Origin of the sequence: Acinetobacter sp. 3657 (assembly GCF_031456775.1) — a bacterium.
Lineage (GTDB): Bacteria > Pseudomonadota > Gammaproteobacteria > Pseudomonadales > Moraxellaceae > Acinetobacter.
On the sequence record NZ_JAVDVH010000002.1, the window covers coordinates 32,731 to 57,721 of the forward strand.

Annotated in this window: 24 protein-coding genes; 12 read left to right on the forward strand and 12 right to left on the reverse strand. The window is 39.1% G+C overall.

Features of this window, described 5'->3' with window-relative positions:
* Window positions 1–11 precede the first annotated feature (11 nt).
* Genes J2Y37_RS03370 through J2Y37_RS03380 form a run of 3 tightly spaced genes read right to left on the reverse strand, consistent with a single transcriptional unit; the run spans window position 12 to window position 3,112 of the window.
* Window positions 12–1,037 (reverse strand): NAD-dependent epimerase, encoded by a 1,026-nt coding sequence (locus J2Y37_RS03370; protein WP_349031866.1) that lies wholly within the window; start codon window positions 1,035–1,037, stop codon window positions 12–14.
* On the reverse strand, window positions 1,034–2,203 hold the full coding sequence (locus tag J2Y37_RS03375; RefSeq protein ID WP_349031867.1) for a nucleotide sugar dehydrogenase: 1,170 nt from the start codon (window positions 2,201–2,203) through the stop codon (window positions 1,034–1,036). Before J2Y37_RS03375 ends, J2Y37_RS03370 begins: the two co-directional genes overlap by 4 nt.
* A 24-nt stretch (window positions 2,204–2,227) precedes the next feature.
* Window positions 2,228–3,112 (reverse strand): ATP-grasp fold amidoligase family protein, encoded by an 885-nt coding sequence (locus tag J2Y37_RS03380; protein ID WP_349031868.1) that lies wholly within the window; start codon window positions 3,110–3,112, stop codon window positions 2,228–2,230.
* Window positions 3,113–3,460: 348 nt separating this feature from the next.
* On the opposite strand from J2Y37_RS03380, the gene J2Y37_RS03385 reads away from it, so the two are divergent.
* The 7 genes from J2Y37_RS03385 to J2Y37_RS03415 all read left to right on the forward strand — a co-directional run bounded on the left by J2Y37_RS03385 (window position 3,461) and on the right by J2Y37_RS03415 (window position 9,846).
* Window positions 3,461–4,459, forward strand: a complete 999-nt coding sequence (locus J2Y37_RS03385) for a Stealth CR1 domain-containing protein (protein ID WP_349031869.1) — start codon at window positions 3,461–3,463, stop codon at window positions 4,457–4,459.
* Between the two features lie 3 nt (window positions 4,460–4,462).
* A complete protein-coding gene (locus J2Y37_RS03390) occupies window positions 4,463–5,221 on the forward strand; it encodes a glycosyltransferase family 25 protein (protein WP_349031870.1) in 759 nt (252 codons plus the stop codon).
* A 75-nt stretch (window positions 5,222–5,296) separates the two neighbouring features.
* Window positions 5,297–6,214, forward strand: coding sequence for a capsular polysaccharide synthesis protein (locus tag J2Y37_RS03395; protein WP_349031871.1), 918 nt, complete (start codon window positions 5,297–5,299; stop codon window positions 6,212–6,214).
* A gap of 81 nt (window positions 6,215–6,295) precedes the next feature.
* Complete coding sequence (locus J2Y37_RS03400) at window positions 6,296–7,075, forward strand: glycosyltransferase family 25 protein (RefSeq protein ID WP_349031872.1); 780 nt, start codon at window positions 6,296–6,298, stop codon at window positions 7,073–7,075.
* A 12-nt stretch (window positions 7,076–7,087) separates the two neighbouring features.
* Complete coding sequence (locus J2Y37_RS03405) at window positions 7,088–7,852, forward strand: glycosyltransferase family 25 protein (protein ID WP_349031873.1); 765 nt, start codon at window positions 7,088–7,090, stop codon at window positions 7,850–7,852.
* 27 nt (window positions 7,853–7,879) lie between these two features.
* A complete protein-coding gene (locus tag J2Y37_RS03410; RefSeq protein WP_349031874.1) occupies window positions 7,880–8,659 on the forward strand; it encodes a glycosyltransferase in 780 nt (259 codons plus the stop codon).
* A gap of 20 nt (window positions 8,660–8,679) precedes the next feature.
* Window positions 8,680–9,846, forward strand: a complete 1,167-nt coding sequence (locus tag J2Y37_RS03415) for a glycosyltransferase family 4 protein (RefSeq protein ID WP_349031875.1) — start codon at window positions 8,680–8,682, stop codon at window positions 9,844–9,846.
* A 19-nt stretch (window positions 9,847–9,865) separates the two neighbouring features.
* Here J2Y37_RS03415 and J2Y37_RS03420 read toward each other — a convergent pair whose 3' ends face one another.
* The 4 genes from J2Y37_RS03420 to J2Y37_RS03435 all read right to left on the reverse strand — a co-directional run bounded on the left by J2Y37_RS03420 (window position 9,866) and on the right by J2Y37_RS03435 (window position 13,767).
* Window positions 9,866–10,729: a lysophospholipid acyltransferase family protein gene (locus J2Y37_RS03420; protein ID WP_349031876.1), complete on the reverse strand. Its 864-nt coding sequence runs from the start codon at window positions 10,727–10,729 to the stop codon at window positions 9,866–9,868.
* Between the two features lie 5 nt (window positions 10,730–10,734).
* Window positions 10,735–10,956: a hypothetical protein gene (locus J2Y37_RS03425; RefSeq protein WP_004669570.1), complete on the reverse strand. Its 222-nt coding sequence runs from the start codon at window positions 10,954–10,956 to the stop codon at window positions 10,735–10,737.
* A gap of 107 nt (window positions 10,957–11,063) precedes the next feature.
* Window positions 11,064–12,839 carry an aspartate--tRNA ligase gene (gene aspS, locus J2Y37_RS03430; RefSeq protein WP_349032012.1) on the reverse strand — a complete coding sequence of 592 codons (1,776 nt, stop codon included), beginning with the start codon at window positions 12,837–12,839 and terminating at the stop codon, window positions 11,064–11,066.
* Window positions 12,840–12,969: 130 nt separating this feature from the next.
* The gene (locus J2Y37_RS03435) at window positions 12,970–13,767 is read right to left on the reverse strand and encodes a DUF4184 family protein (protein ID WP_349031877.1); all 798 of its coding nucleotides are present in this window, start codon (window positions 13,765–13,767) and stop codon (window positions 12,970–12,972) included.
* Between the two features lie 105 nt (window positions 13,768–13,872).
* On the opposite strand from J2Y37_RS03435, the gene znuD reads away from it, so the two are divergent.
* Both znuD and J2Y37_RS03445 read left to right on the forward strand, forming a co-directional pair.
* On the forward strand, window positions 13,873–15,987 hold the full coding sequence (gene znuD, locus J2Y37_RS03440; protein WP_349031878.1) for a zinc piracy TonB-dependent receptor ZnuD: 2,115 nt from the start codon (window positions 13,873–13,875) through the stop codon (window positions 15,985–15,987).
* Between the two features lie 171 nt (window positions 15,988–16,158).
* Window positions 16,159–17,568, forward strand: coding sequence for a phospholipase D family protein (locus J2Y37_RS03445; RefSeq protein ID WP_349031879.1), 1,410 nt, complete (start codon window positions 16,159–16,161; stop codon window positions 17,566–17,568).
* Between the two features lie 53 nt (window positions 17,569–17,621).
* Here the strand turns inward: J2Y37_RS03445 and J2Y37_RS03450 are convergent, their stop codons facing one another.
* Window positions 17,622–18,059 carry a hypothetical protein gene (locus J2Y37_RS03450; RefSeq protein WP_349031880.1) on the reverse strand — a complete coding sequence of 146 codons (438 nt, stop codon included), beginning with the start codon at window positions 18,057–18,059 and terminating at the stop codon, window positions 17,622–17,624.
* A gap of 178 nt (window positions 18,060–18,237) precedes the next feature.
* Here J2Y37_RS03450 and J2Y37_RS03455 point away from each other — a divergent pair, with 178 nt between their 5' ends.
* Window positions 18,238–18,729: an RcnB family protein gene (locus J2Y37_RS03455; RefSeq protein ID WP_349031881.1), complete on the forward strand. Its 492-nt coding sequence runs from the start codon at window positions 18,238–18,240 to the stop codon at window positions 18,727–18,729.
* Between the two features lie 152 nt (window positions 18,730–18,881).
* A complete protein-coding gene (locus J2Y37_RS03460) occupies window positions 18,882–19,247 on the forward strand; it encodes an RcnB family protein (protein ID WP_004669556.1) in 366 nt (121 codons plus the stop codon).
* A 39-nt stretch (window positions 19,248–19,286) separates the two neighbouring features.
* Here J2Y37_RS03460 and J2Y37_RS03465 read toward each other — a convergent pair whose 3' ends face one another.
* Window positions 19,287–19,784 carry a phosphate-starvation-inducible PsiE family protein gene (locus J2Y37_RS03465; protein WP_349031882.1) on the reverse strand — a complete coding sequence of 166 codons (498 nt, stop codon included), beginning with the start codon at window positions 19,782–19,784 and terminating at the stop codon, window positions 19,287–19,289.
* A 170-nt stretch (window positions 19,785–19,954) separates the two neighbouring features.
* Here J2Y37_RS03465 and J2Y37_RS03470 point away from each other — a divergent pair, with 170 nt between their 5' ends.
* Window positions 19,955–20,368, forward strand: a complete 414-nt coding sequence (locus tag J2Y37_RS03470) for a hypothetical protein (RefSeq protein ID WP_349031883.1) — start codon at window positions 19,955–19,957, stop codon at window positions 20,366–20,368.
* Window positions 20,369–20,436: 68 nt separating this feature from the next.
* On the opposite strand, the gene J2Y37_RS03475 is transcribed toward J2Y37_RS03470, so the two are convergent.
* The 3 genes from J2Y37_RS03475 to J2Y37_RS03485 form a co-directional block, all read right to left on the reverse strand.
* Window positions 20,437–22,218 (reverse strand): acyl-CoA dehydrogenase C-terminal domain-containing protein, encoded by a 1,782-nt coding sequence (locus J2Y37_RS03475; protein ID WP_349031884.1) that lies wholly within the window; start codon window positions 22,216–22,218, stop codon window positions 20,437–20,439.
* Between the two features lie 160 nt (window positions 22,219–22,378).
* A complete protein-coding gene (locus tag J2Y37_RS03480; RefSeq protein ID WP_004669550.1) occupies window positions 22,379–24,181 on the reverse strand; it encodes an acyl-CoA dehydrogenase C-terminal domain-containing protein in 1,803 nt (600 codons plus the stop codon).
* Between the two features lie 335 nt (window positions 24,182–24,516).
* On the reverse strand, window positions 24,517–24,915 hold the full coding sequence (locus J2Y37_RS03485; protein WP_349031885.1) for a hypothetical protein: 399 nt from the start codon (window positions 24,913–24,915) through the stop codon (window positions 24,517–24,519).
* Window positions 24,916–24,991 lie beyond the last annotated feature (76 nt).

Below are 24,991 nucleotides of genomic sequence, written 5' to 3' on the forward strand. Positions count from 1 at the left end.
TCTTAATTAATTTAAATATTGTGATATTGGCGATACCAATCAACAAAGTTTTTGACCCCATCGACCACCGAAGTAGCGGGCTTATAGTCCACATAGTTTTCTAGCGCAGAACTATCGGCAAAGGTATCTGGCACATCGCCTGGCTGTAAGGGCAAGAGGTCTAGAATCGCTTCTTTGCCTGCTGCTTTCTCAATGGCCTGAATATATTCAATCAGCTTGACGGTGCGGTTGTTGCCAATATTGAAAACTCTAAACGGAGCATTACTGGTCGATGGATTTGGGTTTTTACTATCCCAATTCTCATCAGGTGTAGCGATTTTATCACTGGTACGAATGATGCCTTCAACAATATCGTCGATATACGTGAAGTCACGGGTGTGATTACCATGATTAAATACTGGAATTGGTTTGCCTTCAAAAATATTCTTGGTGAACTTAAACAAGGCCATGTCTGGGCGTGTCCAAGGACCATAGACGGTAAAGAAGCGTAGACCAGTGGTTGGCAACTTAAATAAATGACTGTAGCTATGTGCCATCAATTCATTGGCACGTTTGGTTGCGGCATAGAATTGAAGCGGATGATCTACGCCATGTTGTTCGCTAAATGGCATGGTCGTGTTAGCACCATAAACACTACTGGTACTTGCATAAGTCAAGTGCGGTGTTTCTGCATAGCGACAAGCTTCCAAAATATTGGTAAACGCAATCAAGTTACTCTCCACATAACTATGTGGGTTTTCAAGCGAATAACGTACACCTGCTTGTGCTGCCAAATGAATTACACGATCAAAATGATGTGCTTGGAAGCATTGATCTACCACGGCTTTATTGGCTAGATTGTCACGAATGAGGGTGAAACTGCCCGTATCTTTATGTTCAGCGAGTTGCTGTAACTGTTTTACACGGGCTTCTTTTAGGGTGGGGTCATAATAATCATTAAAATTATCAAAACCAATCACATCATCACCACGTGCAAGCAATTTCTGTGCAACGCTAAAACCGATAAAACCAGCAGCACCTGTGACTAGAACTTTCATTCATCGCCTCCAAAAATATCTCGTGTGTAAACTTTATCCTGTACATCAAATAATTCGCTCGACAGGCGATTAGCTATAATCACATCACAGGACTGCTTGAACTCATTGAGATCCTGAGTCACTTTAGATTTAAAGAAGCTGTCTTCTTGGAATGTTGGTTCATAAACAATGATTTCCACTCCTTTCGCTTTGAGTCGTTTCATTACACCTTGAATTGCAGAGGCGCGATAATTATCAGAACCACTCTTCATGACTAGACGATAAATACCTACCGTTGTAGGATTTCGAGCAAGAATCGAATCTGCTATAAAATCTTTACGGGTTCGATTTGCATCCACAATAGCCTCAATCAAATTACTTGGTACATTGCTATAGTTTGCAAGTAATTGCTTGGTGTCTTTTGGTAGACAATAACCACCGTAACCAAAAGATGGATTGTTATAATGGTTACCAATTCGTGGATCGAGACACACTCCTTCAATCACTTGTTTCGTGTCCAAGTCAAAACTTTGTGCATAAGTGTCTAACTCATTAAAGAAAGCGACTCTCATTGCTAAATAGGTATTGGCAAATAACTTAATTGCTTCAGCTTCAGTTGAGTGGGTCAGCAATACAGGAATATCCTGCTTGATCGCACCCTTTACCAGTAAATCTGCAAATTGCTGGGCACGTTCAGACTGTTCTCCAACAATAATACGCGATGGGTAGAGGTTGTCGTGGAGTGCTTTACCTTCGCGCAGAAATTCAGGCGAGAAAATAATATTTTCAGTCTGGTATTTGTTTTTAACTTGTTCGGTGAAACCTACAGGAACTGTAGATTTGACGATCATGGTCGCGTTTGGGTTAATAGCCAATACATCCTGAATGACACTTTCTACACTTTGGGTATTAAAGTAGTTGGTCTGAGGATCATAGTCAGTAGGGGTGGCAATAATAATAAAATCAGCGTCTTGAAAAGCCTGCTGCTTATCCGTGGTCGCTGTAAAATTGAGTTGTTTTTCTTTTAAGAAAAGGGAAATATCATGATCTTGGATCGGAGATATTTTTTTGTTCAGTAAATCGACTTTACTTTGTAGGATATCAAGTGCAATGGTTTCATGATGTTGTGCAAATAGCATAGCATTTGACAAGCCTACATACCCAGTTCCAGCAATCGCTATTTTCATAAAAACCTAATATATGGTGGATGATTAATAAGAACGCCAGAGAGAACCTAATTTAAAATCCCATTCTGCTGGTGTAATGACCATTCGGCCTGCATTTGGGGTGAGTGTAATTTCACTAAAATAAATATGATCTTGAGACAATAAGAAGTCTATACGACTGTAACCATATGTAAAACAAAGTTTCTTAGATAACTCAATAATATCTTTCAACTGTTGTGGTTTCGCTAAGGGGCTAGGAGAATTCTCTTTTAGATCGACTCTGAAGGGTTGTAACTCCCAATCAGTATTATACATATTTGAATAATCGTTTCCTTGGGTGTCTTGCACATCAATTTCCAAGAACTCTGGTTTGCCTTCAAAACAGTGCACTCGGCATGTGGTAATCGTTGAGTGACTCTTCGGATCAATGTATAAATCAATGAAGTGCTCAATTAGAATCTGAGGGCAAATATCTTTATAGTGCCACTCACGTTTTCTAAAATACATATTCATTTTGAGGTGATTTTTTATCTTCGCTCTAGCTGCTGTGATATCAAAACCGCTCTTGTCTCGACAGACCATCGCACTGCCACTGTCATGAGTGCATTTTAAAACAAATTGATTAGGCAATTGTTCAAAATTAATTTCATCAAAACATTTATAAGCCCCAACCAAAGGGACAAAAAATGCCTCATCAATCTTAGTGGCGATTAACTCTCTTACTGCACATTTATCAGCCAATTTGGTGAATAATGGACTGCGTTCGAAAAGCATTCGAGCGGTAACTTTTTCATTGAAGCTTTGGGGTGAGCAAAAATTAGGGGTGTAGCCTAATTTGCAGACAAAGCGTTTGGTGAGATAAGCTTTGTCTGAGACAAACTTGGTTCTAATTATTTTTGCTTGATACTCAAAATAGTTATAGTCAATCATGAGTTAAAAAATAAATTCCATCAAAGTAACCAATAATTATAATAAAAAACCATAAATTCGTCTAATAAAAATATCGTCATTTTTCTCATAGATTGGTTTAAATATGTTTGATTTTGTTGGGGATTATGAGAGGAATGTTCTGGTTAAAGTATTCTTGGAGAGAACTCTTTATGTGATCTACTTATATAATACAGGTAGTTTGAAATAATATATTGATTTATATCAATGTTGATATTGGAATCATTACGAAAAGAGAGTGACTGTAAATGGATGAGTAATGTTATTATACGGTTGGATTAGATTACTTAGTAGTATTTTCTTGATTTCTAATTGTTTATGAGTAAGTTGATGAGTGAAATGATGCAACCTATTGACGTGGTGATTGCTTGGGTGGATGGAAATGATCCGAAATTAAAGCAGAAACGCATGCAATATCTGGGCAAGACACAAGCGTCTGATGCAGTCAGTGATACTCGTTTTGCCAGCAATCATGAAATTTATTATAACGTTGCATCTATTTTAAAATATGTTCCATTTTGCCGAAATATTTACATAGTGACTGATAATCAGCAGCCTCAATGGATTGATCACTTTGTTAAAGACGGTATTTGTGAATCAGGTAAGATCCGAATCGTTGATCATAGGGAAATTTTTTTAGGGTATGAACAGCATTTGCCCACGTTCAATACGCGTTCGATAGAAACTATGCTTTGGAATATTCAAGGCTTATCTGATTACTTTTTTTATTTGAATGATGATTTCTTCTTTAACGCGCCAGCACAATTAGAAGATATTCTTATTGAGCAGAAGATGGTGATTTACGGGCATTGGCAAAGCAGTTTAGTCCTCAAGGCTAAGCTTTGGTATCGCCAACTTTTAAACCAATACTTTGCCAAGCCAATACAGCCTAAACATATGATTGCTCAAATGTTAGGTGCTGATATGCTTGGATTTAAAAAGTTTTTTGAAATTCACCATTATCCGCATGCAGTGGATCGTAAAATTCTCCAAGATTATTTGCTTGCTCATCCTAAGTTTCTAGAAAAACAGATTCAGTCTAAATTTCGCAGTGTCGAGCAGATTAACCCGATTTCACTGATGAACCATTTGAAGATAAAGAATAGTGAAGCATTGTTAAAGCCAGATATCGAAATTGCGTATTTGAAAAATGAATTGAGTTTAAATAGCTTCTTACAGAATTTAGGAAATGAGCAGATTAAGTATGGTTGTATGCAGAGTTTGGATCAGTTGAGTGCTACTGCCGCAAATCAAATTTATGCAACTTTAAACCAAAAGTTGGCTGGATATTTACCACAAGTTTTATTGGCTCATACAGCCGAAGGATAAAGAATGAAAGTCGTAACTTATCTGATTAATTTGGATGGTAGTGATCAACGCCTGGCGAGTGCAACAGCACAGTTGGATCAAGAGGATTGGCCCTTTATCCGTTTTTCTGCCTATGATGGCCGTGGTAAAGCCTTATCCGAGTTTAAGCAATATGATGATGCAGAGGCACAACGAATTTTAGGTCGCAGCCTGATTAACTCAGAGCTTGGGTGTTATCTGAGCCATTATGGATGTGTTGAACAATTCCTCCAAACAGATGCCGATTATCTGGTGGTGTTGGAAGATGATATTCAGGTACTGCCAAACTTTAAAAATAATCTTCAATCACTTCTCAACTATCTGGACCAGCATAAAGCGCTGGACTGGTATGTGGTGAATCTGGCAGCGAAAAAGAAGAAACTTGCCAAAGATATTGTTCAGATGGAGCATTATAACTTGTGGCATGCCTACTATTTCCCAATTCGTGGCGTCGGATTGGTGTGGTCAAGAAAAGGCGCTGAGGAGTTTGTCAGACTCGGAAAAGAGATTTATGTACCTGTCGATATTTTCTTTCAGGGCTGGCTCAGTAAAAATGGGAAAGGACTCGGGGTCTGGCGGCCATTCGTAAAACCAGCGGGTCTGGATAGTGATATTTTGGGCACTGTCGTAACACAGGGGATTCAACGTAAAGATCTGGAAAAGCGCGATGCAACTCATGGCTTAAAAAAACAGAAACGGATGTGGCGTGATCGCTTTTACGCATTTAAGCATCTTTACTTTTAATTAAAATTGTCTGGGCAAATCACTTTAGAACAAAGCTGAGCTAAGGTGATTTGAAGATATAGCTGAGTGACCTGTATGAAAATATTTAAAAAAATATTTTATCTCTTAAAGTTCTATACGATGTATTCGAATGAAAAGAGAGAGATGAATGATGCAATAGATAATTATGCAGATATTATTGTATTGAATCCAATAAATCCAAATGTTGTTATTCCAAAAAAAATTTGGATGTATTGGGAAGGTGATTTGCCAATTATTGTAGAAAAATGTGTAGAGCAACTTAGAAGTTTGCATCCAAGCTATGAGGTTTTTTTTCTAAAACCACAAGACTTAATTGAGTTTTGTACTATTGATTTTGAATCAATTCTTTATAAAAAAGCAACACCACAACAAAGATCTGATTTAATTAGATTTAATCTTTTATTTTTACATGGTGGTATATGGCTTGATGCGAGTACTATAGTTTATGAAAATTTAGATTGGATTCAAGAGTTAATCAGGAAAGAAAGAACAAATTGTTTTGCTTACTATAGAAAAAATAACACTACCAATATGAGTTACCCTGTGATAGAAACTTGGCTATTAGCGAGTACTCAGGGCAATATGTTTTTTAAATACTGGTTGGAAGAGTTATGGAATGCAATTGAACTTACTCCTAAAGGATATATTCAAAATATTGCTGATACTCAAGATAATAGCCATGATCTATTTCAAAACATTGGTCGTTTAGAGTATTTAGCAGTTTATGTCGTATGTCAGAAGGTAATGAGAGAATATATTCCAAGTATGACTTTGATTAACTGTGACAAAAATGCTTTTTTTTATCAAGTAAAAAATAGGTGGGTAAAAGAAAGAACACTGATTGATTTTGCAATTAATTACCCACCAAAGCAGCATCCAAAATTACTTAAGTTAGCAGCAAAAGAAAGAAAGATATTAAATAAATTTTATGCAAAGAATTTTTATTTCAAAGATTCTTTTTTAGATATATAAGCTATATGTCTTAAGTTTTTAATTATCGTAATCTGAAGATGAAGTGTAAGATTGTTTACAAAATTGATGATAGAGGTTGATATGGAAGTATTTGTCATAAGTTTGTCCACGGCAACTCAAAGAAGAGAACATATAAACCAAGAATTTGCTAAAAAAAACTTGGATTTTAAGTTTTTTGATGCCTTAACGCCTGAACCTGCAGGAGAGTTTGCTAATCAGCTTGGCTTACGAATTGATGATACTATTTTGACAAAGGGGGAGCTTGCATGTTTTATGAGTCATGTTTACTTATGGAATAAAATGATCCAAGAAAATATATCTTATATGACTATTTTTGAGGATGATATTTACTTAGGAGAAAATATTAAAGAGTTTCTTTCAGATACTTTATGGTTAGAGCCAAATTGGCACCTGATTAAAGTTGAGGAATTTACTCAAAAAGTTGCACTAGGTCCCAAATTGAAGGAGTTCAATAGCAACCCAGATAGAGCTATTTTTGAGTTAAAAAGTAAGAACTTAGGAACAGCAGGTTACATTTTATCTCTCAGTGGTGCTAAAAAATTACTCGACTATATCCAGTCGTTGGATCAACTAATAGCTCTAGACCATTTAATGTTTGAAAAATTGGTTAAAGATAAAATTTTATCTGTATGTCAGATGAAACCCGCGTTATGTATTCAAGATGTGACACTTTACTCAACAAAAGATAGCGTGAGATTTGCCAGCCATTTATATAAAGAACGCCAAGTTAGAATGAAATATAATAAAAAACGTGGAGTTGATAAAATTCTTTTAGAGTTAAGCCGAATCTATGTGCAAGTCAGAAATCTTATTTTCTTTAAGACAGTTGGGTTTAAGTAAGGAAAGTAAGTGGTGAAAAGTTTTGTAGTAAGCCTGAAAACAGCAGTTGATCGTCGAACACATATCGAAAATCAATTCATGCAGCAGGAGATCGATTTTAGTTTTTTTGATGCTATAGAGCCTCAACAGGTTGAAGATCTTGCAGCACAATTAGCAATTCGTATTGGTAATTGTCATTTAAGCCAAGGTGAGCTTGGCTGTCTATTTAGCCACATTCTACTTTGGAAAAAAGCAATTGATGAAAATATTGACTATGTTGCGATCTTTGAGGATGATATTTATTTAGGGGAGCATGCCAAAGCTTTTCTCAGTGATCATGAGTGGATAAAAGCTCAATGGGATATTATCAAAATAGAGAAGAATTCAGCATTTAACTATTTATCTTTGACTGATAAGACCTCTTTAGCAAATGATCGAGTAATTTCAAGGTTATTGAATCCTAATTTTGGTACGGCAGGATACATTCTTTCGAATAAGGCGGCTCAAAGTCTACTTTACTATATACAGAGTTTATCTGCGATTGATCATATCGATCAAATTATATTCAAGAAGTATTTAAAACATGGTGCATATCCGATTTATCAGGTAAATCCTGCCTTATGTATTCAAGAATATCTTTTATACCCAGATGACAAGAAATTTCAGTCTAGTTTATCTTGGAGAAGCTCTTATAAAAAGAAAGAAAGGAATCCTCTAAATAAGATTAAAAGAGAGTTAGTAAGGGTATTTTTACAATTATATCGACTGCCTTTTAAAGTAAAAATTATCTTTAAGTAATTTATAGATTAGGTTAATGAGGTGCTAATGGAACTTCCAACGATTCATGCTCTATGGATTGGTCATACACTAGGCAAAATATCAAGTTCTTGCCTTCAATCATTTGTTATGCGAGGACATAAGGTCTTATTGCATACTTATGGTACAGTTTCAGATGTGCCGGAAGGCGTACAATGTGTAGATGCAAATGAAATTATTCCAGCAGAGAAGGTTTTTAAGCATAATCAAACAGGCAGTTATGCATTATTCTCTGATGTGTTTAGATATGAGTTGTTGACAAAGATTTGTGGTATTTATGTTGATTGTGATGTCTATTGTTTAAAACCAATGGTAATTCCTGAGTCTAGTTATCTTTTAGGCTATGAAAGTGACAACAAGATCAATGGTGCGGTGTTAGCACTTCCACAAGACAGTTCTTTATTAAAACTATTATTAGATGCAGCTTATAATCCATTCTTTGTACCACCATGGTATAAGAAGTCTCGACAAAAACGATTGAAATTTAAAAAAATGTTGGGTATCGGGCAACACATATCAAATATGCCATGGGGGGTGATTGGCCCTGATGCGATTACTTATTTTGTCAATCAACTTCAACTAATTGATCAAGTCCAACCTATCGATATTTTTTATCCAGTGCACTATCAGTGTATTGGACAGTTAATGGACCCAAGACTGCAGATTGAAGATATTGTAAGCTCTAAGACGCTCTGCGTACATTTGTATAATGAGATGTTGAGAAATGTCGACTTAGAGAAAATCGCCCCAGAAAGTATTTTGGCTAAAATGTTTAGAAATGAAATTTAAGCGTAGAGAAAAAATTTAAGATGAATGTAGTACATAAAAAAATCAAAATAGGTTTAATTATTGATGAGTTTTTCGGTGCGGTTGGGACACCTTATGGTGGATATGGCTTTTTAGCAAGAAGGCATATTGCAAAGTATTTACCGAACCAAGATTTTCAAGTCGATGTTTTATTGGGGCGAGGAAAGCATCGTTTTTTTGCTGAATCTTATAAGGTAGATGATGTCGATGTATATCGTCTACCGAGAGGAAAATGGTTTGCAAAACAATGGTTAAAAAAACAGGATTACGATATTTATTTGAGTATCGAATTAACTTATGGTTATGTTTTAGAACATGAACCTAATAAAAATAAAAAACTGATTTTATGGATTCAGGATCCTAGACCAAGCTATGAATGGGATGAAATTAATACAGTTCAGTTGTTTCCTGAGACGTCATATTATAATCAAAAAATATATGATTTAGTTAATAACTGGTACAAACAAGACCGAATTAAGTTCATATCGCAAGGATATTTTTTAAATCAAAAAGCAAAAGACTTGTATCATTTAGAAGATACTGTAGATATCCAATACCTTCCAAATCCAATTGATATCGATGAAAGTTTTCATTTTGATATACACCAGAAAAAAAATATGATTATTTTTTTAGGGCGTATTGAATCCGTTAAGCGCGGCTGGTTATTTTGTGAAATCGCTAAAAAAATACCTGAATATGAGTTTTTTATATTAGGTCAAACTTTTAGAGAGGACGAACAGAACTCTGAAATCATGAAAGATTATTATGCAATTGAGAATTTACATTTTGTTGGTCATGTTGATGGATTCGAAAAAGAGCAATATTTGAAAGATGCTAAGATATTAGTGAACACTTCTATTCATGAAGCACTTCCTATCTCATTTTTAGAGGCTCTGTCTTTCGGTACATTACTTGTAAGTAATCGTAATCCAGAAGAATTAACCGAGAAGTTTGGTATTCATGTTGGTGATGTTTTGGGAGATGGTTTTGATAAAGTTGATCTTTTTGTCGATGCAATTAAAAACCTAATGCTTGATGATGAAAAGCGCCATACATTAGGTAAGCAAGCCATTCAATATATTAAAGACAGACATAGTGTTGAAGGTTTTCAAGAAAATCTACGTACTACGGTGTTACAGGCTTTAAAATTAAAAGAGAGTAGGGAGTGAATCACTTACTTTTGAGGGATCAAACGTAATGATCCTGTTGGCCATCCCTAAACCGCTTATACCCCCACATATATTCACTAGGAAAGCGGTTGATCATCTTTTCAACTGCTTTATTCAATGCTGTCGTGGCAACATTGATATCTCGATCATAAAGTTGAGGATCATTTAGATCATCACAATACACCTCAAACCCTTCGCCATCTTCACGACGGAAGCAGCTTAATCCAACTAAACGACATTGGGTTTTTTGTGCCATTTTGCTGGCAAGGGTACTGGTCAAACACGGGATACCGAAAAACGGAACCACAACACCACCTGAAGGTTGAGGTACATGATCGGGCAGGATCACGCTAAACCCGCCTTGTTTAAGGTTTTTAAATAAAGCCTTTACACCATTGGCATCAGTAGGAACAAGTGTTGCATTGAGCCTCTGGCGAGCATGTAAAGCAAAGGAATTAAAGCCACTATCTTTCATCGGTTTATACATGATGGTTGGGATGCCGTATTGATGTACCCACGCATTCATTATTTCCCAAGTTCCGAGATGCGGTGTAATGATCAATGCGCCTTTAGGGTCTTTTAAGGCATCTGTTAAGACATCTAATTGATGAACTTTTTGGATTTTTTGGATGCTCCATTCGGGCGACATAGCCCAACATTTTCCTGATTCGATATAGCTTAGACATTGTTTGACCACACTTTCTCGAGCCAGTTGTTCTTGTTGTTCAGGAGTTAATTCAGGATAGGCTAATCCAAGATTGATTCGCGTTTTCCACAACATACTTTTATTTGGATTTTGATTGATCAAGTATGCTGCCACTTTTGCAATACTACGCAAAAATGGCAAAGGTAAAAGACGAAGCAGTGCGCTATAAAAGGACATTTGAATTAGTCTTTTTTATCTGCATTGCCTTTGAGCACCATGTAAATCAGTGCGGCAAAAATCACTAATGCACCTGCTAGACTGCTGACGCAAAAATATAAAATTCGTTGATAGGTGGTCATATTGAAGAGTTCATTCGACAAGATGTAACGCATAAGAAACCATTGCGCAAGTGAAAACACAATAAGGACAATTGTGTGTCGACGCACATCTGGACGCATGGCCATGGGCAGATACCTTCAATAAAAAACTGGTTTATTATGCCATTAAAGAGAATCAATCTCAATTTACAAAAAAAGGCGCTGAAAACAGCGCCTTTGCTTTGCTTAAATGATTAAGCTTCTTTCTTTTGTTGTTCGCGTAAACGAATACCCAAATCACGCAATTGATTTGCTTCAACTGGTGCAGGTGCTTGAGTCAATGGACATTCAGCAGTTTTGGTTTTCGGGAATGCAATTACATCACGAATAGAAGAAGCGCCTGTCATTAACATCACTAGACGATCTAAACCAAATGCCAAACCACCATGTGGAGGCGCGCCATAACGTAATGCATTAAGCAAGAAGCTGAATTTTTCTTCTGCTTCTTCATCAGAAATACCTAAAGCTTCAAAGATCGCTTTTTGCATTTCTAAGTTATAAATACGCAATGAACCACCACCGACTTCAGTACCGTTGAGTACCATGTCGTAAGCAACCGAGAGTGCAGCACCTGGGTTGTTCTTCACTTCTTCAACACTTGATTTTGGTAGTGTGAATGGGTGGTGAACCGAGGTCCATTTACCATCATCCGTTTCTTCAAACATTGGGAAGTCTACAACCCAAAGTGGAGCCCACTCACAAGTGGAAAGATTCAAGTCATGACCGATTTTGACACGAAGAGCGCCCATCGCGTCATTGACGACTTTCGCTTTATCTGCACCAAAGAATACGATATCGCCATCTTGAGCGCCGACACGTTCTAACAGTTCAAGTACGATTGGCTCGATGAATTTAACGATCGGAGATTGAAGACCTTCAATACCTTTTGCCAATTCATTGACTTTGATATATGCCAAACCTTTCGCGCCGTAGATGCCGACGAATTTGGTATATTCATCAATCGCACTACGGGGTAATGATGCTGCGCCTGGAACACGTAAAGCAACGATACGACCTTTAGGGTCTTTAGCAGGCCCCGCGAACACTTTGAACTCAACTTCTTGCATCAGATCAGCAACATCGATGAGTTTCAACGGAATACGCATATCAGGTTTGTCAGATGCATAATCACGCATTGCATCCGCATAAGTCATACGTTGGAATTTATCGAATTTAACACCAAGAAGTTCATCGAACATCTTCACTGTTAAGACTTCCATCAAATCCATGATGTCATCGTCACTCATGAACGATGTTTCAACGTCGATTTGAGTAAATTCAGGCTGGCGATCAGCACGCAAGTCTTCATCACGGAAGCATTTAGCGATTTGGTAGTAACGATCAATACCACCGACCATCAGCAATTGTTTAAACAATTGTGGTGATTGTGGCAGAGCATAAAAGCTACCATTTGAAACACGACTAGGCACGAGATAGTCACGCGCACCTTCTGGTGTTGCACGAGTGAGAATCGGTGTTTCAACGTCCAAGAAACCATTGTCTTCGAAATAGTTACGAATTAAGTTGGTTAATTTAGAACGGAAACGCAGACGGTCTAACATTTCTGGACGACGAATATCCAAGAAACGATATTTCAAACGAATTTCTTCAGAAATATTGGTATTTTCATCATTCAAAGGGAAAGGCGGCGTTTCTGAAGCAGCAAGTACTTCAATATCTTTGCCTAAAACTTCAATTTGACCACTCACCATATTGGCATTTTCAGTGCCTTCATAGCGGCGACGAACGCGACCAGTAATTTTTAAAACAAATTCTGAACGTGCTTTATCCGCAGTCGCAAAAGCTTCTGGAGTATCTGGATCAATGACCACTTGCACGAGACCATCGCGGTCGCGCATATCAAGGAAAATCACACCGCCATGGTCACGGCGACGATGAACCCAACCACATAAAGTTACGGTTTGATCGATTTGGGCTTCAGTTAAAGAGCCACAGTAATGAGTGCGCATCATATTGAATTATTTATCCAAACTATATTGGCTGTAAAGGTGAATGCGTAAACAGCGCAGCACCAATGAAGAGGGAGATTATGCCTTGTTGAGCGGATTGTCTCAAGTCTTAAGCGGGTTTATTGGCACTTCACAAATGCTGAGGTGATTTTCGATCGAAAAATAACAATAATAAGCAAGACAGTGTGAAGATCGTTAGTCCTGTTTGAGTAAATTCATTGATTGATTTACCGATGAAAAAATAAGGCTCTTTCATCCAAATCTCGGATGCGATATGACGATTATAATCCCAAAGTGATAACAGTCCGCCAATGCTTGAAATGATCAAGCTGCTCCATACAAAAACTTTAAACTCTTTTGGAATAATCGTGTCCTGTTTATGTTTTTGGAAATAGCTCAGACACATCCTAAAGATAAAAGGTAGTGCAATGATGGATGAGCCAATCTGTAAAACGAAATGTAATGGATAATTAAAGCCAAACAATGAGATTTGCTGAGCAAGCATTGTTTTAAATGCAAAAGTACGGAAATCTAAATGGGTGAGTCCATCCCAAATCAGATGTGTTGCAGTTCCCACGATAACAGCAAAACAACTCATCAAACTAAAGGAAATAAAACGGTCAAATGAGTGGATATGTAAAGGATCTTGGATCGCAAACAGACGGTAGATCACTGGACGATAAAGTAAATACCACAGGATGCAAAAGAATAGGCCAATTGGAAGATTTGGAAATAAAATGCCGCTCCATTGGTGGGTCAGTGCAATATTTCCTTGTGTAAATAAACGATATAAGTCAGGTGTCATACAGCCAATCGCTAAAGCTGCGATGGGCAAATGACCTTTACTGATTTTTGATAATGGTGGTGCAAGAACTGCATGAGACAGGGTAAAAGGCATATCGTTAGAAAACGAGTTTTTTAAAATCATGGAGCGACAGTGTAGCAAATGTTTTTTTCAGCTATGTTTTTTATTGCAAATTAAGTGAAATGTTATAGTATAACAGTTAATATTTGAGCTGATCCGAGACACGGTATGTCATTTTCAAAAAGTATTCTGACTTTATCAATATTAGCTGCTGCATCAGTATCATCATTTGCAGCAGAAAATGAGCAAGTTAAAACATTAGAAACAATACGAATTAAAGCGCATCCGCTTGAGCAAACTTCACAGGACTTTGCGGTTGCAGATACGGTGGTTGATCAAAAAACTTTAGCGCAAGGTGCGGTAACCATTGGGGATGCATTAGCCAACGAAGTTGGTATTTATTCTAACCAGTTTGGTGCTGGTTCAAGCCGTCCTGTGATTCGTGGACAAGACGGTGCACGTGTTAAAGTGTTGCAAAACTCCTCTGAAAATATTGATGTCTCAACCCTTTCACCCGACCATGCTGTGACTGTCGATCCAGCATTGGCCTCGCAGGTTGAAGTGATTCGTGGGCCATCAACGTTATTATTTGGCGCTGGCACTGTCGGTGGTTTGGTTAATGTAACGGACAACAAAATCCCAACCCAAATGCCAGAAAAGGGTTATGAAGGCAATGTGGGTCTACGTTACAACACGGGCAGTGATGAAAAACTAGCAAGTGCTGGTGTAACTGTCGGTTTAGGTGACCAAGTTGCCTTGCGTGTTGAAGGACTCAAGCGCGAAGCAAATGACTATATCGCTCCTAATTACTTCCATGAGGGCGAAAAGGAACGTCGTGTTGATAACACCTTTGCAGAAGGTCAAACGGTAAATGTCGGTTTGTCTTGGATCTATGATCGTGGTTTTACTGGTATTTCATATAGTAACCGTCAAGATAAATATGGTTTGCCTGGACACAGCCATGAATATGAAAGTTGTGATGCGCATCTAACGGGACGACCTCACTTACATTGTGGCGATCATGATCATGGACATGGCGGTCATGATGATCACGATCACGATCACGATCACGATCACGATCACGATCACGATCACGATCACGATCACGATCACGACCATGCACATGGCGGACCATGGATTGACCTAAAGTCTGAGCGTTATGACTTCCGTACAGAATTAGACGATCCATTTGCAGGCTTTAAAAAGATGCGTGCGCAAGCAAGCTATACCGATTATCGCCATGATGAACTTGAAGAAGATACCATCACAACCCGATTTAAAAACAAAGGTTATGATGGGCGTTTTGAGCTGGTTCATAATCCACTCGGTGCATGGGAAGGGGTGATTGGGACTCAATACAGTCAGCAAAAACTCACATTAACAGGCGAAGAAGCATTCTTGGCACCAAATACCACCAAGAAATGGAGTGTATTTGCTTTAGAACACGCACAATTCAATGATGTCCATGTTGAACTCGCAGCACGTGCGGATAAACAAAAGATCGATATTGATGATTCAAGCAAGAAAGATTTTGATGGCTCAGCTTATTCATTCTCTGGTGCAGCCAACTGGGAATTTGCCCCAGATTACAAGCTGTCTTTTGTTGCCTCTCATCAACAACGTTTGCCAATGGCACAAGAGTTGTACGCAAATGGCAAACACTTTGCGACCAATACCTATGAATTGGGTAATGATCAGTTGAAGAAAGAAAAATCAAACAATGTAGAACTTGGTTTCCATTATGACAATAACACGTTTGATTATCATGTACACGTCTACCATAACTGGTTTGATGACTACATCTTTGCACAAACTTTAGATCGTTATGAAGATTTCCGTTTGGTTGAATACACGCAAGATAAAGCGCGTTTCTACGGCGCTGAGGCAGAAGCAGGCTATCAAATCTCACCAATCTATAAAGTCAGCTTATTCGGTGACTATGTACGTGGTAAGATCGACAATGAAAATGCACCACGTGTACCAGCTGGTCGCGTCGGAACTAAAGTAAAGGCTGATTTTGGTGATGGATACAGCGGTTCGGCTGAGTACTATCATGTATTCCAGCAAAATAAGATTGCAGCATATGAAACAGATACCCAAAGTTATAATATGTTGAATCTTGGTGTGGCATATTCAGGTCAATATAGTAATGCTGGGGATTATCGTGTTTTCCTCAATGCCAATAACGTTTTGGATGAAAAGGTGTATCAACATGCGTCTTTCTTATCAACAATTCCACAAGTTGGGCGTAACTTTACTGTAGGTGTGAACTTTAGCTTCTAAGCTTAAGTAAAATTGATTATAAAACTTTGATTTTATAAACGATCACCAAATTAGCATTGAAAAATCAAAGCATAAGCTCTAGCCTTAATCCATTAGGCTAGGGCTTTTTCTGTTTTTATGCGTATCTTCCAACGAATCCATCAAAAATTAAACTGGTCAGGTCGGCGTTACATGGCAGTCATATTGAGTATTTTGGTGATTGGGTATCTTGCTTCTGCAATTTACCATACCGTAAAACCACTTCCGAAAGGATTGGATTTTACTGGTCAACTACGGCATGCCAATGTGAAGTTTTTAGCCGATCAGACCTATCTAGATGCTCAGGGTCAGCAGCAAGTGGATCAGCAGATTTTTAAAGCAGTGTTTCAGTTGATTGAAGAGGCGAGAAGCACCATTGTTTTGGATATGTTTCTCTTCAATCAAGAAGTTGGCGCATCCAAAATCAAGCAGATTCCATTGATGCAACAGTTGACTGACGCTTTGATTGCCAAGCGCCATCAAAATCCATTGATACAAATTGTGGTGATTACCGATCCCATTAATTCTGTTTATGGTGGGCTTAAACCAAAGCATTATGAACAACTCCGCCAAGCAAACATTGAAGTGATCGAAACCGATTTAAAACCATTGCGTGCATCGAATCCACTATGGTCGGGATTTTGGTATATCTGTTGTCAAGATGTCGGCAATAATCCTGAAAAAGGCTGGCTTAAAAATCCATTTGGTGAGCAGAAAATCACGCTGCGCAGTTATCTCGCATTGTTTAATTTTAAAGCCAATCACCGTAAAACCTTGGTAGTGGATACTGAGGCAGGTTGGAAAAGTCTAGTGACTTCGGCCAATCCACATGATGGAAGTTCGCATCATACCAATGTCGCTTTGGTGGTCGATGGTGCTACAGCGATTGATATGCTGCAAACTGAACAGGCGGTTGCGCAAATGTCGCAGGGGGGAAGCCCAATTGTGATCATGGGTGAGCTAACGGAAGATAAAAGCTTGCCCCAAGTTCAGGTGCTGACTGAAAAAGCAATTTATGATGCAGTATTGGAAATGATAAACACCGCTAAACAAGATGAACATTTGGATATCGCGATGTTCTACTTGTCTGAACGGAAGATTATTTCAGCATTAAAGCAAGCTAAACAGCGTGGTGTCCGCATCCGTATGGTGCTTGATCCAAATAAAGATGCATTTGGTCGTCAAAAGAATGGTATGCCAAATCGACAAGTGGCTTCTGAACTCAATGCAGTTGGTATTCCAATTCGCTGGTGTGATACGCATGGTGAGCAATGCCACAGTAAAATGCTGTTGAAATACAATTCTCAACAAGCTGAGTTGATTTTGGGTTCTGCAAACCTAACGGCACGCAATCTGAAAAACTATAATCTTGAAACCAATATGCGTGTGATTGGTTCAGCTCAAGCGTCTGTGTTTAAGGATGCTGGACAGTATTTTGATTCTTCTTGGAACAATGCCAATGGTCGTCAAGTGACGCTTGACTATAAAAAGTATGCTGACGAGTCGAAAACCAAGTACTGGGTGTATCGTTTTATGGAATGGTCAGGGTTATCGACTTTTTAAGTGTATAGGGCGAACACAGTCTTACGGAACTGCGTTCCTCACTACGTTTAAATTCACGGACTAGGTGGAACTAAGGCATCCAAATCTTTATCGCTTAACTTTTCTAATTCATTGAGATCGGTTTTAATCGCCCACTGCTTTTCATCATCAACAGGATTCGGCAGACGACCTTCTAACCAGTCACAAACGACATCAGGCGTAAAGTCTGCATGATTACATTGAATCACCCAAGCCAAAAAGTCTTTGGCTTCCCCATTCATATACGGTGGGGGCGATACAGGAAAGAATTGTGTCGGTAAACGTTCATTGGTGGATAAATAATTCAGTACATGCCCTAGTTCTTGAACCGTTTGCCAAGCGAGTGGATGTTGTACATCAATGCTAAATTTAAACCACCACGCATGTTGACCATCTGAGCCATGCGCAACAATACGAGACTCTTGAACACTAGGAACATGACAAAAAAACTGATAGAGACGATCAAAGTTCATTTCCGACACAGCTATTGACTCAAAACTGAAAAATGGATTCTAGCATATTCTAAAAGTGAGCTAAAAATGGCCTCCTAATTTCATCCTCAATCTGCGCCAAAAAGTATAGAAAGGTAACAGTCACTGCTGTTTTTTTGTTCTAAAATAAGACAATAGTACTCAATATGGGGAGAGCGCAATGCTGCAATCTAAATATTATCATTATGCTTTGATTGGTGTGTTCAGCTGTTTCCCTACACTGCTGTATGCCGACAATGCTTGGGGTGGTTATAGTGGGGTAGAGCGTCGTTCATACCATCAAACGTCGCCGTCTTATCAAGCGCCTGCGCAAGACCCATTTGCATTTTCAAATCAGCGCTATACCCCTACAGCACCGCCGAAAGGATATTACTATCAGCCTTACCAAAATAACCATCCTTATCCTCACTATCCACAGCCGCGAGTACGGATAGAGTATTATCCAGATACTCAAACTGAGTACCGCTATAGTCGAGAGTCTTTCGTAGTTGGCAATGCCTTGCCGAGTGAGTTTCGTAGTGAGCGTTATGTGGTTCGGGATTGGGGATATTATTCATTGCGCGAACCACCAAAAGGGCGACACTGGGTGATGGTTGATGGTCGTTACTTTCTGGTCACCAATGATAACTTTACCATTGAGATTATTCGGTAATGAATAGAAGTGTTGGAGATCTGCTCAGGTGATAGCTCTCCACAATTTCTTGGATATCATTACAAAGCTTTGCAATGTCCTTTGTTTTATTCATGGTTTCTCCTTGAGTTTCTTTTAATCTGAATTTAGATCAAAACACTGAGGATCAAAGAATGAAAAAGACATTAGTATTGCTTGTTTCAGCCCTTATGCTAGGCATGTCAGCATCTGCGATGGCAGACTCATCAAATCGTTGGAAAAACGAGCATAAAGATCGTTACGATCAACGCTATGATCACCGTCAAGACCATCGTAATCCGCCACATTGGTCAAATGCCAACAAAGGGCATCATTATGGTCAACGCATTAGCTTTAAACGTGGAGAACGTTTACCATCACAGTTCCGTAGTAGCCGTTATGTCGTATCAAACTATCGCCAGCATCGCCTGTATCAACCACCGCGTGGTTATAAGTGGATGCAAGTACAAGGTCGCTATGTACTAGTCGATTCCAAATACCGTGTGTATCGTGTTGCATAAGTATGGTCAAAAATCCAAGCAGGCATTTGCCTGCTTTTTTTATGCCAGTTCATCATCTTGTGGTTTTGGTGTTTTGTTGGCAGCTAAAGCTTGTTCTTGATCTTTACCGCGAAGTACAGAAGGATAATGCCATGATGCAAAACGCACCACTAAGATGGCGGCCGCCAAAATCAAGATAGAGCCAGTAATGATCACTAAATCCATGGATGCTTTATGATTATGTTGAATATCGGCAATTAGAAGGCGAGTGAGTGCGGTAATGGCGATATAAATCAGAAAGCGCACAGGCATGTGATTGGTTTTGAAATAGATACCGACCATGGCACCGAGTTCAAGATAAATAAACAGCAGTAGGATATCGTCAATCGTTGCGTATTGTTTAACCGTCAGCATTTCGATGATGGTATGCACTGCTGACCAAGCAATCATACAGCCGATAATAAACAGCGCAGTATAATGAAAAGCCTCTACCGCATAGTGGCCTAGACGATCGAATAAGCGGTGATAGCTTGCAAGTTTATCTTTTTGAGTAGACATATGGATTGAATAATCTCAGAGGAATGTCGAGAATATACAGCAAATTTCGTGCACAATAAGTACTGAAATTAGCGGAATCTAGGTTAAAAAAATATTATCAAATTTAGATTATTTACAATCCTTTTAGTTTTTATATATAGTGACCTGAAAATTAAAAAAAGGAATAAATCATGTTTTTATATCGACCTATTGGCTTATTTGAATATCAACTCATTGAAAAAAGTAGATTTAAACAATTTCCACCCCGCCTATACTGGCAACCTATTTTTTATCCTGTATTAAATCAAAAATATGCGGAAAAAATTGCTTTAGATTGGAATACTCAAGATCAAGCGAGTGGTTATATAGGCTATGTTACGCGCTTTGAATTGGACGATACCTATTTAGCACAATTTGAAGTACATGTGGTTGGCGATGATTTTTGTCAAGAGCTGTGGGTTCCAGCGGAAAGATTGGATGAGTTTAATCAGCAAATTATCGGGGAAATTGAAATCGTAAAGGTCTTTAAAGGCGATTTGTTTGATGAAAATGCTCGGCTTCCTGATCTATTTAAACAGAGTCCTGATGGATCATCTGAATATTAAATTTATGATCAATCCCTTAAACAAAAAAGCGCCTGAATAATCAGACGCTTTTTTGTTTACTTAGATGATCAAGCTTGATTGGTGAAGTAATCTTCACTGAAGTTCATTAGCAAGTCAGAACCTGCTTCAACTTTCTTAATGCGTGAATCTAACTCAGGCAAGATACGCGTTACAAAGTATTGCGCTAAGGCAAGTTTGTTTTGGTAGAAATCACCAGACTTGTCTTTAGCTGCCGCAGCAATCTTAGCGAACATATAAGCAAAGCTGAGTAAGCCAACCGCATGCAAGTAATCAACTGCAGCAGCATTCGGGAAGTCTACATTTTCAGCCGCTTGTTCAATAATGAACTGGGTAACTGCTTCAATTTCAGTTGCAGCATCTAGTGTTGCATCTTTAATGAAGTTTAAATCAGCATCTAAGGTATTCGCAAAGTCACGGATTTCAGTGATGTATTCTGCAATGAATGCACCGCCACATTTAATGGTTTTACGACCAATTAAGTCTTGTGATTGAACACCGTTGGTACCTTCGTAGATTTGAGCAATACGAAGATCACGAATACATTGTTCCATACCCCATTCACGAATATAACCGTGACCACCAAAGACCATTTGTGCATCTAAAGTTGCTTGGAATGCGGTATCCGTAAGGTATGCTTTTGCGATTGGTGTTAACAATGCAACACGGTTGTTGGCTTGCTTCACTGCTTCAGGATCAGTCGAGAACTTAGTGATATCAAGTTGTTGACCGACATAGACCGCAAATGCACGAGAAGCTTCATTGTTAGCACGTACGTTGAGTAGCATACGACGAACATCGCCATGTACTAAGATGCTGTCAGCAGGTTTGTTTGGTGATTGAGCACCGGCAGCGCTGCGACCTTGTAAACGGTCAGTCGCATATTGTGCTGCATTTTGATAGGCAAATTCAGAAGCACCAAGACCTTGGATACCCATAGACAAACGTTCGTAGTTCATCATTACGAACATTGCTGCCAGACCTTCATTTTCTTTGCCAACGAGGTAACCTTTTGCACCGTCAAAGTTCATGACACAAGTTGCAGATGCTTTGATCCCCATTTTGTGTTCGATAGAACCTGGACCAACTGGGTTACGTTCGCCTAAAGAACCATCTTCATTTACAAGGTACTTTGGTACGATGAATAAAGAAATACCGCGTGAGCCAGCAGGGGCATCAGGGGTTTTCGCAAGCACGAGGTGAATAATGTTTTCTGCTAAATCGTTATCACCACCAGTGATGAAGATTTTAGTACCCGTAATGTTATAAGTACCGTCTTCGTTACGTTCAGCTTTAGTTTTGATAATACCTAAATCAGTACCCGCATGTGGTTCTGTTAAGCACATGGTACCTGACCATTCGCCAGAATAGATCTTAGGTAAGTAAGTTTCTTTTTGTGCTTGTGATGCATAGCTGTTTAACGCCATACCAGCACCCACAGAAAGCAGTGGGTAAAGCATGAATGATGGATTCGTCGCAAATAACATCTCATCAGAAAGTACAGTCAGCATCTTTGGCATTGCTTGACCGCCCCATTCTTCCTCAGCACCTAAACCAATCCAACCGCCTTCAGCGTATTGACGGAAAGCTTCTTTAAAGCCTGCAGGTGTGAATACTTCACCATTTTCCCAACGTGCGCCTTCTTCATCACCTGTGCGGTTAAGCGGGTGAGTGACGTTTTGAGCAAATTTAGCCATTTCTTCTAAAATTGCTTCAGCGGTTGCAGCATCTACATGAGCAAGTTTCTCATTAGACTGCCAAAATTGTTCTGCTTTAAATACATCATTTAAGATGAATTTCATGTCTGCTAAAGGCGCGTTGTAAACTGGCATAATCGTTCCCTTATACGCACAACTTATGTGCAAAGTGATCAAATAAAACGAAGAAATAAATCAATGCTATAAATTTAGCACTGATTAAACAAAAAAAGGACGGTCAAAACTGACCAGTCCTTTTTTTGTGATGAACGTTGCATCCCATTCTAATCTATGATTAGAACGCGAAGTGTTCCGCATCGAGTTCAAACAATGGCTCAACACCAGTTGAAAGTACATCTACGTGAGAACGAACGCGTGGCAAGATCTTCTTGAAGTAGAAGCGAGCTGTCGTGATTTTCGCATTGTAGAAGTCAACTTCAGTTGTACCTTCAGCCAATTTCTCTTGAGCAACAAGTGCCATACGTGCCCATAAGTAAGCAAGTGTTACATAACCAGCGAAGTATAAGTAGTCAACCGCAGCTGCACCCACTTCATCAGGGTTTTGCATCGCACGCATACCGATTTGCATGGTGATGTCGCCCCATTCTTTGTTTGCAGCAGCCAATGGTGCAACAAATTCTTGCATCGCAGCATTGTCTTTGTTTGCTTCAACAAATTTATGGATGATCTTGGTGAAGTCTTTCAGCATTGCACCTTGAGTTTGCAATACTTTACGACCTAACAAGTCAAGCGCTTGAATCTCAGTTGTACCTTCGTATAAGCAAGCGATACGTGTATCACGTACGATTTGCTCCATACCGTGTTCAGAAATGAAGCCGTGGCCACCAAAGACTTGTACACCGTGCTTCGCAGATTCAGAACCAGTTTCAGTTAAGAATGCTTTAGCAATTGGCGTTAATAAAGACAAGATGTTGTCAGCAAACTTACGCTCTTCTTCAGTTTCGCCTTTTTCAACGATATCTGCATATTGAGCCAATAAGTAAACAAGTGCGCGACCACCTTCAGCAAATGCTTTTTGCGTTAAAAGCATGTTACGAACAGCAGGGTGAACAATAATTGGATCAGCGTCTTTTTCAGGTGCTTTCGGACCTGAAAGTGAACGCATTGCTAAACGATCTTTCGCATATGCTAAAGCACCTTGGAAAGAGCCTTCAGATGCAGCAAGACCTTGAACTGCCGTACCAATACGTGCAGTGTTCATGAAGGTGAACATGCAGTTTAGGCCGCGGTTTTCTGGTCCAATTAAGTAACCTTTTGCTTGATCAAAGTTGATCACGCAAGTTGCGTTACCATGGATACCCATTTTGTGTTCGATAGAACCACAACGTACAGCGTTACGCTCGCCAACTGAACCGTCAGCATTTACAAGGAACTTAGGTACGATGAAGAGTGAAATCCCTTTCGTGCCTTTAGGTGCACCTGGTAAACGAGCAAGTACGATATGGATGATGTTATCCGCCATGTCATGTTCACCAGCAGAGATAAAGATTTTCTCGCCAGAAATTGCATAGCTACCATCATCATTTGGTTCTGCTTTAGTACGAATAATACCGAGGTCTGAACCAGCATGAGACTCTGTTAAGCACATTGTACCTGTCCAAACACCTGATACAAGGTTTGGCATATAAGTCGCTTTTTGCTCATCAGAACCATGGTGTTCAATTGTACGAACAGCACCATGAGAAAGACCTGGGTACATACCCCAAGACCAGTTCGCTGTACCCACCATTTCAGAGATGGTAATCCCTAAAGAGTTCGGTAATGCTTGACCGCCAAATTCTTCATCTGCAGAAAGAGAAGGGAAGCCAAGTTCGATATATTTTTGATACGCTTCTTTAAAGCCAGTCGGTGTAGTAACAACACCATCATTCCAAGTACAACCTTCGCGGTCGCCTGTTTGGTTAATAGGAGAAAGTTCATTCTCACAGAAATCAGCCGCTGCTTCTAGATATTGATCAACCAATTCACGGCTTACTGTGTCTTGAAATGCAGGAAGTTTCGCGTAATGTGCTTCAGCATTTAATAATTCGTGCAATACGAACTGCATATCACGTAAGGGTGCTTTGTATTGTGGCATAGCGGGTTCCTCAATACTGGTTAAACCAGAGTTATAATCTTAGTCAATGATAAATGTGCCCAATGGCACCATTTTGTACCGCTAATCGTGCAACAAGTTATAGTTCGGTACAAGCTCTTGCAGGTCATTTCTTAGTGACTGCTAAGTCAAAGTTTGTGATGTCACCTGCTCAAACCATTAGATTGTAGCGGTTTTATTGTTTTTTACTCCAACTGCTTACTGAAAATCGTAAGCAGCTGTGTATCAGGTATTGGGCCTTCATTTATTCATGCTAATCAATGGTGCACACCAAAAAGGCGCTTAGTGCGCCTTTGAGGAAATCCAAATTATGTTGTTTAATTACTTTGACGTTTATATTGCGATTTTTCAGGGCTAAAGCGCATTTCACATTTGCCTTGAATGGTACGTTGTTGCCATCGTACCTTAACAGTTTGCCCTGCTTTTTTGCCGACACAGGCTTTTTCAATTAATGCGCGCTGTTGTTGGCGTTCTTGACGGATTTTCCCTTGTTGATGTTGGCGGTGATCACGTTTTGCTTGCCATTCTTTACGTTGTTCTGGTGTAAGCTGTGGGCGTTGTTTGTGATCACGATAGTCACCGTCTCGTTGCATTTGATATTTACCATGATGGTGTCTTTCATTTGCATATTTGCTTGGTGGTGTTGATTGGCATGCGGTTAAAGCAAACATGGAACCGAGTAGTGTAGTCATAAAGGCAACTTTTGTTTTGTTCATTGTTTTATCCAGCAAATAGGTTGTGATTTGATGGTTAAAGATTAGATAATAAACATGAAGAAACAATGGAGAGTTT

Coding starts and splice junctions, on each gene's coding strand:
- J2Y37_RS03390 (WP_349031870.1), top strand. CDS start 4,463: ATGAAAGTCGTAACTTATCTGATTAATTTGGATGGTAGTGATCAACGC.
- J2Y37_RS03410 (WP_349031874.1), top strand. CDS start 7,880: ATGGAACTTCCAACGATTCATGCTCTATGGATTGGTCATACACTAGGC.
- J2Y37_RS03485 (WP_349031885.1), bottom strand. CDS start 24,915: ATGAACAAAACAAAAGTTGCCTTTATGACTACACTACTCGGTTCCATG.
- J2Y37_RS03370 (WP_349031866.1), bottom strand. CDS start 1,037: ATGAAAGTTCTAGTCACAGGTGCTGCTGGTTTTATCGGTTTTAGCGTT.
- J2Y37_RS03375 (WP_349031867.1), bottom strand. CDS start 2,203: ATGAAAATAGCGATTGCTGGAACTGGGTATGTAGGCTTGTCAAATGCT.
- znuD (WP_349031878.1), top strand. CDS start 13,873: ATGTCATTTTCAAAAAGTATTCTGACTTTATCAATATTAGCTGCTGCA.
- J2Y37_RS03395 (WP_349031871.1), top strand. CDS start 5,297: ATGAAAATATTTAAAAAAATATTTTATCTCTTAAAGTTCTATACGATG.
- J2Y37_RS03415 (WP_349031875.1), top strand. CDS start 8,680: ATGAATGTAGTACATAAAAAAATCAAAATAGGTTTAATTATTGATGAG.
- J2Y37_RS03385 (WP_349031869.1), top strand. CDS start 3,461: ATGAGTGAAATGATGCAACCTATTGACGTGGTGATTGCTTGGGTGGAT.
- J2Y37_RS03425 (WP_004669570.1), bottom strand. CDS start 10,956: ATGGCCATGCGTCCAGATGTGCGTCGACACACAATTGTCCTTATTGTG.
- J2Y37_RS03445 (WP_349031879.1), top strand. CDS start 16,159: ATGGCAGTCATATTGAGTATTTTGGTGATTGGGTATCTTGCTTCTGCA.
- J2Y37_RS03470 (WP_349031883.1), top strand. CDS start 19,955: ATGTTTTTATATCGACCTATTGGCTTATTTGAATATCAACTCATTGAA.
- J2Y37_RS03435 (WP_349031877.1), bottom strand. CDS start 13,767: ATGATTTTAAAAAACTCGTTTTCTAACGATATGCCTTTTACCCTGTCT.
- J2Y37_RS03400 (WP_349031872.1), top strand. CDS start 6,296: ATGGAAGTATTTGTCATAAGTTTGTCCACGGCAACTCAAAGAAGAGAA.
- aspS (WP_349032012.1), bottom strand. CDS start 12,839: ATGCGCACTCATTACTGTGGCTCTTTAACTGAAGCCCAAATCGATCAA.
- J2Y37_RS03465 (WP_349031882.1), bottom strand. CDS start 19,784: ATGTCTACTCAAAAAGATAAACTTGCAAGCTATCACCGCTTATTCGAT.
- J2Y37_RS03380 (WP_349031868.1), bottom strand. CDS start 3,112: ATGATTGACTATAACTATTTTGAGTATCAAGCAAAAATAATTAGAACC.
- J2Y37_RS03450 (WP_349031880.1), bottom strand. CDS start 18,059: ATGAACTTTGATCGTCTCTATCAGTTTTTTTGTCATGTTCCTAGTGTT.
- J2Y37_RS03475 (WP_349031884.1), bottom strand. CDS start 22,218: ATGCCAGTTTACAACGCGCCTTTAGCAGACATGAAATTCATCTTAAAT.
- J2Y37_RS03420 (WP_349031876.1), bottom strand. CDS start 10,729: ATGTCCTTTTATAGCGCACTGCTTCGTCTTTTACCTTTGCCATTTTTG.
- J2Y37_RS03480 (WP_004669550.1), bottom strand. CDS start 24,181: ATGCCACAATACAAAGCACCCTTACGTGATATGCAGTTCGTATTGCAC.
- J2Y37_RS03460 (WP_004669556.1), top strand. CDS start 18,882: ATGAAAAAGACATTAGTATTGCTTGTTTCAGCCCTTATGCTAGGCATG.
- J2Y37_RS03455 (WP_349031881.1), top strand. CDS start 18,238: ATGCTGCAATCTAAATATTATCATTATGCTTTGATTGGTGTGTTCAGC.